This window comes from Paraburkholderia sp. FW306-2-2C-D06C (genome assembly GCF_058781505.1).
The window spans coordinates 16,975-25,701 of the sequence record NZ_JBYSWU010000076.1 but is presented as its reverse complement, the minus strand read 5'-3'; the positions used below and the strand labels follow the sequence as shown (position 1 = coordinate 25,701).

At 61.4% G+C, this 8,727-nt stretch carries 5 protein-coding genes; 2 read left to right on the top strand and 3 right to left on the bottom strand.

Features of this window, described 5'->3' with window-relative positions:
* Window positions 1–120 precede the first annotated feature (120 nt).
* From AC3WLT_RS34680 to AC3WLT_RS34670, 3 genes are read right to left on the bottom strand one after another with little or no spacing between them, the layout of a single operon-like run.
* Window positions 121–1,233 carry a lipocalin-like domain-containing protein gene (locus AC3WLT_RS34680; protein WP_492596111.1) on the bottom strand — a complete coding sequence of 371 codons (1,113 nt, stop codon included), beginning with the start codon at window positions 1,231–1,233 and terminating at the stop codon, window positions 121–123.
* Window positions 1,233–3,773 (bottom strand): FtsX-like permease family protein, encoded by a 2,541-nt coding sequence (locus AC3WLT_RS34675; RefSeq protein WP_492596110.1) that lies wholly within the window; start codon window positions 3,771–3,773, stop codon window positions 1,233–1,235. The genes AC3WLT_RS34680 and AC3WLT_RS34675 overlap by 1 nt, the downstream gene beginning before the upstream one ends.
* 19 nt (window positions 3,774–3,792) lie before the next feature.
* Complete coding sequence (locus AC3WLT_RS34670; protein ID WP_492596109.1) at window positions 3,793–4,536, bottom strand: ABC transporter ATP-binding protein; 744 nt, start codon at window positions 4,534–4,536, stop codon at window positions 3,793–3,795.
* 556 nt (window positions 4,537–5,092) lie between these two features.
* Here AC3WLT_RS34670 and AC3WLT_RS34665 point away from each other — a divergent pair.
* Together AC3WLT_RS34665 and cysS are read left to right on the top strand one after the other, a co-directional pair.
* The gene (locus tag AC3WLT_RS34665) at window positions 5,093–6,649 is read left to right on the top strand and encodes an NADH-quinone oxidoreductase subunit M (RefSeq protein ID WP_492596108.1); all 1,557 of its coding nucleotides are present in this window, start codon (window positions 5,093–5,095) and stop codon (window positions 6,647–6,649) included.
* Between the two features lie 519 nt (window positions 6,650–7,168).
* A complete protein-coding gene (gene cysS, locus AC3WLT_RS34660; protein ID WP_492596107.1) occupies window positions 7,169–8,557 on the top strand; it encodes a cysteine--tRNA ligase in 1,389 nt (462 codons plus the stop codon).
* The last annotated feature ends 170 nt before the right edge of the window (window positions 8,558–8,727 follow it).

The window sequence follows — 8,727 nt, the reverse complement described above, 5'->3', positions numbered from 1 at the left end:
TGAAAGTAGGTCATCGTCAGGCTCCCCAGCAGCACCAGAAACCCCACCCAGAACGGTGGGGTTTCTGCGTTTACGGCGTCTAAATTCATGCGCCTTAAAAACGCATATGAAAACAGCGATTCAGTTCTTGCCTGGTCTGAGCGCATGCGCATAACCGGTGAGTTCCAGATAAGCGCGTCCGACAGCGACACCTTCGCGGCTCACACGCGCCGCACCCTCCCAATACACCGCACCGGTCGACTGCCTCGAGTCAAGTTCCTGATCGTCCATCAGCGGATCGACTTGCCAGCTAAGTGCTCCGGTTTTGACTGTCATCGATACAGGGTATAACGTGTTCGTACGCGGCGAGCGCCATGCGCGGACCGGTGTGAAGTCGACCTGGCTGGGGTCGAACGTTGTGGTGTGGCCGTCGCGGTTCCTCAGCGTTGCATGTGCCCATATCGCATGTCCGTCGCGGCCGCGTACCTTGAACGCCATCAAAGCCGAGCCATCCGTCAGGTTTGCGCCGAGCCAATCCCATCCCACCGCATCGGCGTCAAGCAGGGTGCTCGACCATTCATGATCGAGCCATGCGGCGCCGGTGACGGCCGTCTCGTGCTTCGCTGCGACGCTCGCCGCGGCCGGCCGGACTACGCTGCCGGCCACGCGCAATTGCGGCTCGCTGTAGTAATAACTCGCCTGCTCGGGCCTGGGACCTTTGCGCGAGTACCCGCGTTCGCCTTGCACCAAGGGAGCTTGCGTCGGCGTCAGCGAGAGATGCAACGAAAAACCGTTGGCATCGACTGTCACGTCGTAATGGCCGTCGACAGCGCGCACGATTTTCCATGCATCGAGTTTGACGTCGGTATTGTCCGGTTTGGCGTAGGCGAGTCCGAAGCCCTGACGGGCGATGCGTTGATCGTGCGTGAGGTGCCCGACGGCAGGATCGCTTAGCGCGGCGTGCGCGATGATCAATTGCGAAGGCGCAAATGCACTCGGATCGGCAGGATCGTGGCCAGTCGCCGAGCGGAAAAAAGTGATCTGGAAACCAAGCGGCCGATTATCGGGTGTAGTGAGCCAACCGGTTGCATACCACCACTCGGTGCGAAAAGACGCGTGTGCGCCACTGTCCTGAGGAAAGACGATCGGATGGTCCGGTGTGACTGCCGTGAATTCTGGCGCGGCGGCGAATGCCGACGCGTGAATCAACAAAGCGGTGCACAGCAGTGTGCAAACCTTCGAAAGCCCCCGCATCACCAATCCTCCTTCACCGCGCGCACCGCATCCACCGACACCGCGCCGCGCCCCGCGATCACCGCCGTCGAGCACGATGACACCAGCATCACAAGCGCAACCGTACCCAGCACCGTCCATGGAATGTGCAGCGACATGCTCCAGTGAAACGACTGCGGATTGACGACAAACACGAGAATCAGACTGATCGCGAATCCCAGAACGAAGCCTATCGCGATGCCGCAAGCGGTGAGCATCCCGCCTTCCAGCGCAAGAATCGCGAGGATCTGTGTGCGGGCCACGCCCACGTGCCGCAACATGCCGAACTCACGAGCCCGCGCGAGCGTTTGCGCAGAAAACGTCGCCGCCACGCCGAACAATCCGATCACGATGGCGACGGCCTCGAGAAGGTAAGTCACAGCGAAACTCCGATCGAAGATGACCAGCGTACGCGTGCGAATCTCGTCCGGTTGCGATAGATCCATCGACTCACCGAAGGGCAGCGCGCGCAACCCCGCAATCACGCGTTCGACACTCGTTCCTGACTGAACAGTGACGGCCACGTCGGTCGCTCGATTGTCGGCGGTCAAGCGCCGATAGTCGGCAAGTCGTATCTGGATCGCGCCGGTCTGACGCACATAATCACGCCATACACCGGCCACCACAAACACGTGACCGCGCTCGCCGAGCGGCAACTGCACGCGTTGGCCGAGCTTGTAACCGTACAGGTCGAGCATTGCTTCGGATACCCAAACAGGTGTTTCGCCATCATGCAATGCGGAAGGAGGCAGCACCGCTCCCGTCATTTGCAGATTTGCGCCCGGATCGGCCGCATCGATTTCACGCGCAAGCACGGCGACGTCCGGCCGCGCGGGATCGAGCGTGAGATGCGAGATGCGAGCAAACGCAGCTGCTTTGATGCCTGGTACGGCCGCCAGCAGAGTCTGTTCGTCGGGCCGCAAGCCGCCGGTGTCGCTGTTTGGCGCAATGCGGACGTACAGGTCGGCGAAAAGCAGGTGGCTCAACCAGTCTTCGACGGAAACGCGGAAACTGGCCACCATGATCGCCATCGCGACGATCAGTGCGAAGCTCGACAACACCCCGCCCATTGCGATCGATGCGTGGCCCGGTGCGTTCGCGAGGCGCGCCAACGCCAGCGTGCCGGCGGCGCCGGCACGCTGGCGTGCGGCGAACGCGCGGCTCGCCACACCGAAGATCGATGCGGTGACGCGTGGCATCAAGGCAATGCCGCCCACCAGCAACAGGGCGACGGCAAGATAGCCGCCGATAGGCGCGTCGAACCAGGGTGGCAACTGTGTGAGGACGGCGGCAACAAAAAGGCACGCCAACGCGGGCCACGGCGTAGCGAGCCGCGCCAACGCGCCTTCTTCGGCGCCGGCCTTGAGCGCCGTGGCCGGCCGCGCGCGGGCGGCTTCCAATGCAGGTGCAAGGCTGCCGAGTACCGACACGGCGATGCCGAGCGTCAGAAACAGCATGCTGGCGAGCGGTTCGAAACCGACTTGCGGCTGCACGCCAGGAAAGTAGCCGCCACCCAGGTCGCTGCCGAAAAAACGCAGCGCGATGCTCGCCATGACATAGCCGAGCGCGAGTCCAGGCAACGAACCCAGCAAGCCGAGCAGCGCGCCTTCTATCAGAATCTGGCGCAACAATTGGCCGCGTGTCAGCCCGAGCACGCGCAGCATCGCAAACTGCGCGCGGCGCCGCACGACCCCTAAGGCCTGTGTCGAAAACACCAGGAAGGCGCCGGTGAAGAGCGCGACCAGTGCGAGCACGTTCATATTGATTCGATAGGCACGCGATAGACGGTCGGTGCGGCTTTCGGCGTCGCGCGTTTCGGAAATCACCCACTGGCTGCCGAGCCGCGTTTGCAGAAAACGCTTGAAGCGTTCCCGATCGACGCCGCGTTCGAGTTGCAGATCGATGCGTGAGAGCTTGCCCACGCTGCTGAACTTCCATTGAGCGGTGGCGATATCCATCACCGCGAGCCGCTGGCCTGGTCGTGTTCTCACAAGGCCGCCGGCTACGCGTAAGCGCACGATCTCCGTGCCGTTGCGCAGCGACACGTAGTCGCCGATTTTCACCTTCAACCATTGCTGTGCCGCTGACGAGAGAAACACCGTGTCGGCCGCGAGCGCATCGTACGGATGATCCGGCGACGGCACACCGATCAGGTCGGGCGCGATGCGGCTTGCCTTGAAGATGTCGATGCCGAGTACCGGCAGCGGAGTGTTCTGATTCGGCACGCTGACATCGAGCGCGAGAACGGGACTGGCCAGCGCCACGCCGGGCTCGTTGGACAAGCGCGGATAGATGGACTCGTTAAAGCCTGCTTGCGCGCCGCGTACTTGCAGATCGGCCTGGCCCGACAGGCTTCGAGTTGCCGCGGAGAATTCATTGAAGGCCGCACTGTTGATGAGTTGAACGGCATAACCGAGCGCCACGCCGAGCGCGATTGTCGCGATAGCGACCAATGCGCGCCCGCGATGGCTGCGCCACTCGGCGCCAAGCAGCCAGCGCGAGAGGATGCGGTGGCCTCTCATGAACAGCAGTGACCTCGGCTCAGCGCGCATCATCGGCTGAAGGCGCCGTGGAGTGCGAATCGGCGAGCGAACCGGAAAGCACGGCACGACCCGATGCATGCAAGCCGCCGTCGCTCAGAATCAGGATACGGTCGGCAATCGCCGCGGCCGCTTCCGAATGCGTGACCATGATCGTGGCCGCGCCGTTTGCCTTGCATTCCGCGCGGAACAGAGCGAGCACCTCGTGCGCGGTAGCGGGGTCGAGGTTGCCGGTGGGTTCGTCGGCGAGGATCAATTTGGGGTGATGCACGAGCGCTCGCGCGATGGCGACGCGCTGCAGTTCCCCGCCCGACAGTTGCCGCGGAAAGTCATCGCCGCGACCGCTCAAGCCTACGGCTGCGAGCATATCGAGCGCGCCGGCAGTAGGCAGCTCGTTCAATAGCAGAGGCAGGGCCACATTCTGCGCGAGCGTCAGATGGGGCAGCACGTGAAACGCCTGGAACACGAAGCCGAGTTTTTGCCGGCGCAGACGCGTCGCCGCGTTGTCATCGAGACGGGAAACTGCGCTGCCGTCGATCATCACATCGCCGCTATCCGCGCGGTCGAGGCCCGCAATCAGATTCAGCAACGTCGATTTGCCGACGCCCGAGTCGCCCATGATCGCGACGAATTCACCGGGCTCCAGGGCGAAATCGAGTTGCGCAAGCACGACGCGGCCGCCGTACGTTTTACTCAGCGCGCGGCACTCGAGCGCGGGAGCGACACCTTCATTACGAAGCACCATGCGGTATCCGATAAGTCTGGCCGGCGAGGGCGGCGTCGCGCGATGCGAAGAAACATGTGCATCGTGCACGAGCAGCGGCCCTGAATCGCCGCAGTATATTCGGGTTGCGATTAACAGGCGAAGCAGATCCGAAAAAGAGGTGCGGCGAGAGTCGAGTCACACTCCACGGCCTCAAGCTTTCAATTTGCTATCTGCTAACGCGGGTCGACGGCGCACTTCGCGAGGTGATGGTCGAAAAATGCCCTGTTTCAGAGCATAACGGGCTTCCACAGACCTCGCGCCTCGCAATCCAATTGTGCGTTTGCACATTTCATCTTTTTTCGCAAGACCCACGCTCTGCAACGGCGCGTTTCAGAAAACATCTTTTTGTCTTGATGCGCTGCAAAATTTTTTAGATAAGGGTAATCTCTTACTCCTTGCTGATTTGCCTCAAATAAACGTCGACTAGCACCGCTCCGACCTCCTCAGCGAACCAAGTCCTTCAAATACATTTCAATGCTTTCTGTTTTGAAGGCATTGATGTGGTGTTTTGTACTTCAAGTATCGAAAAGAACACATGTCATTGCCTCCGCTTCTTAGCCTTCTAATCTGGATCCCCATTGTTGCCGGCCTGGTGGTGTTGCGTGCCGGATCAGATCAGGCGCGCGGCCGTACCCGGCTGCTCGCGCTCGCAGGCGCGGTAGCGGGTTTCCTGCCGGTCATTCCGCTCGTCACCCACTTTCGCAATGACGTGACGGCCATGCAGTTCGTCGAGAACGTCAGATGGTCGCCGACGTTCGACATCGCGTGGCATGTGGGGGTGGATGGCATTTCGCTGTGGCTGGTCGCGCTGACCGCGCTCACCACCATCATCATCGTGATCGCCTCGTGGGAGTCGATTACCGAGCGCACTGCGCAGTATTTCGGCGCGTTTCTGATGCTGTCGGGCTTCATGCAAGGCGTCTTCACATCGCTCGACGGCATGCTGTTCTTCATTTCGTTCGAAGCGACGCTGATTCCGCTCTACCTGCTGATCGGCACGTGGGGGCACTCGAACCGCTCGTATGCAGCGGTCAAGTTCTTCTTCGTCTCGTTCCTCGGCTCGCTGATGATGCTGATGTCGATGCTGTATCTGTACACGCAGACGCACAGTTTCGACCTTGCGCAATGGCGTGAAACGCATCTGGGCACCATGCCGCAGGTGCTGATCTTCCTCGGTTTCCTCGCCGCGTTCGGTGTGAAGGTGCCGATGTGGCCGCTGCATACGTGGCTGCCGGATGTCCACCTCGACGGACCGACCGGCGCCGCCGTGATGATCGGCATGCTCAAGCTTGGCGGTTATGGTTTGCTGCGCTTCGCGTTGCCGATCGCGCCGCAGGCAAGTCACTTCTTCGCGCCGATGATGATCACGCTGTCGCTGGTCGCGGTGATTTACTCGAGTCTGCTGGCACTCGTGCAGACCGATATGCGCCGCCTGCTCGCGTATTCGACGGTCGCGCACATGGGACTCGTCACGCTCGGCCTGTTCGTCTTCAATCGTATCGGCCAGGCCGGTGCGATCGTGCAGATGCTGTCGTACGGCGTGGTGTCGGGCGCGATGCTGCTGTGCACGGGCATGCTCTACGACCGCACGCAAACGGCCTCGATCGCCGAGTACGGCGGCGTTGCCAACACCATGCCGAAGTTCGCTTCGTTCGTGATGCTGTTCTCGATGGCCAATATCGGCTTGCCCGGCACCTCGGGTTTTGTCGGCGAATTCATGGTGCTGATGGGTGCAATCCGTTTCAATTTCTGGATCGGCGCAATCGCCGCGACGACACTGATTCTGAGCGCGGCCTACACGCTGTGGATGTACAAGCGCGTGATCTTCGGCGCGATTGCGAATGCCCGCGTTGCGAAGCTGATGGATCTCGGCAGACGCGAGTTCGTTTTGCTCGGCGCAATGGCATTGCTGGTGCTGGCGATCGGCCTCGATCCCAAGCCGTTCACCGATGCGATCGATCCGTCGGTCGGCACGCTGCTCGCGCAATCGGAACGCAGCACCGCACATCCTTCGGAGTCCGCACCGGCCGACGGCGGCGCTCATTTGCAGGCGGCCGCGCCGGCTGTCGCCGCCGCCCGCTCACCGGGCTGATCGCACCGCGACACTTCGACACCGCAAGCGCTGCGTTCCTGTCAAGGTCGCGGCGTTTTTGCGCCACACCTGCGCGTGAATCAACGCTGCGCAAACAAGGCTGGCATGACGTTGTAGCCCTTGTTTCAAGGTGTTTTTCGATGAATTGGCTCCGCAATGCATAACGTCAGCATGCACATGATGTCCCGTTAAGCGACAGCAGTTGTGAAGCAAAGCCCCGTCAGGGGAAAGTATGGCGGGTTTTTTTCGCTCGATTCGCTCGAAGGCACGCGCGTTCAAAATACGCGGCGCTCCGCATTGACCCGCCCGGAAACACGCGTTAGCATCGTTTCCATGAACGCTTCTATCCTTTCCCGTTTGCATTCCATGCACGCATGCTGTTGCAGCCTGCCAAGGGGAGCTTGCGTCTAGCGAGTCGATCGGTACACGTTCATGTCCCTGAGGCCACCCGTCATGAGACCGGTGGCTTTTTTGTTTCGCCGTTTCGTTTTTAGTGCGCTCAACGCCAAGGGAATTCAAATGCCGCTTGCCTTGTACGACACCTGGTCGCGCACCATGCGCACTTTCACGCCGATCAATCCGGATTACGTGGGCATGTATTGCTGCGGCCCGACGGTGTACGACCACGCGCATATCGGCAATCTTCGGACCTATGTGTTCGAGGACGTGCTGCGGCGAGTACTGGCGTTGAACGGCTACGCCGTGCGGCACGTCGTCAATATTACCGACGTCGGCCACCTCGTCTCCGATGCCGACGAAGGCGAAGACAAAATGGAGAAGGGCAGCCGGCGCACCGGCGAATCGGCATGGGCGATCGCCGAGCGATATACCACGGCCTTCATGAGCGACTGGCGGGCGCTCAACTTGCGGGAGCCTGCCGTCTGGTGCCGTGCGACCGATCACATCGCCGAACAGATCGCTTTCATCGCCGAGCTCGAACGCAACGGCTACACGTATCGGACTTCCGATGGCGTGTATTTCGACACGAGCAAACAGGACGACTACGGTTTTCTGGCGCGTCTCGATGTGGCTGGCTTGCAGGCCGGCAAGCGCGTTGCGGTAGGCGAGAAACTGCGCGCTACGGACTTCGCGCTATGGAAGTTCAGTCCATCCGATGCGACGCGGCAAATGGAGTGGGACAGTCCGTGGGGGCGCGGCTTTCCGGGTTGGCATATCGAATGCTCGGCGATGTCGGCGAAATATCTTGGCGTGTGGTTCGATATTCATTGCGGCGGCGAAGACCATATCGCTGTGCATCACAGCAATGAAATTGCGCAGACGCAGGCGCGCCACGGCACACGTCTGGCGAACTTCTGGATGCACGGCCATTTCCTTATGCTCGATGCCGCCAGGATGTCGAAGTCGGCTGGCGACTTCGTACGCCTGCAGACGTTGATCGACCGCGGCATCGATGCGCTGGCGTATCGCTATTTATGCCTGACCGCCCACTATCGGAGTACTTTGTGTTTCAACGCGGACGCGCTCGACGCCGCGCAAGCCGCCTTGGATCGCTTGCGTAGAATCTACGCGCAATGGCCGGAAGGCGGCACACCCGATGCGCATTTCGTGGCCCGCTTCAAGGCCGAGGTCGACCAGGATCTGAATTTGCCGCGCGCGCTTGCTGTGTTGTGGGAACTCGTTAAAAGCGATCTGCCGGCGGCGACGCAACGGGCCACCGTCGATTGCTTCGATACCGTGCTTGGATTGCGGCTCGCGGACTGGAAGGCGGACACGTTTGCCATTCCCGCGGATATCGCGCTGCTGGCCGGGCAGCGTGAGAAGGCCCGAGCCGGCAAAGACTGGAGCGAGGCCGACCGCCTGCGCGAAGCGTTGAAGGCGGCCGGGTGGCATGTCGAAGACAGCGCGAGCGGGCAGTTGCTGCGTCCGCTCGATAGGACCAGATTGTGAACGTAAGCGTGGCGGCCCCGGCTTTTTTCAGGCGCCGCGGCGCAATAGTGCAACGCTGCGTTTCGCGCAGCAACGGCGGCGGGAAATCCGTCGTGCAGATGACGATCGCGCGCTGCTGACAGATTTGATGTGGGTCGCCAGTCATACGGCCGCGGCGCGCCCCGCCCCCG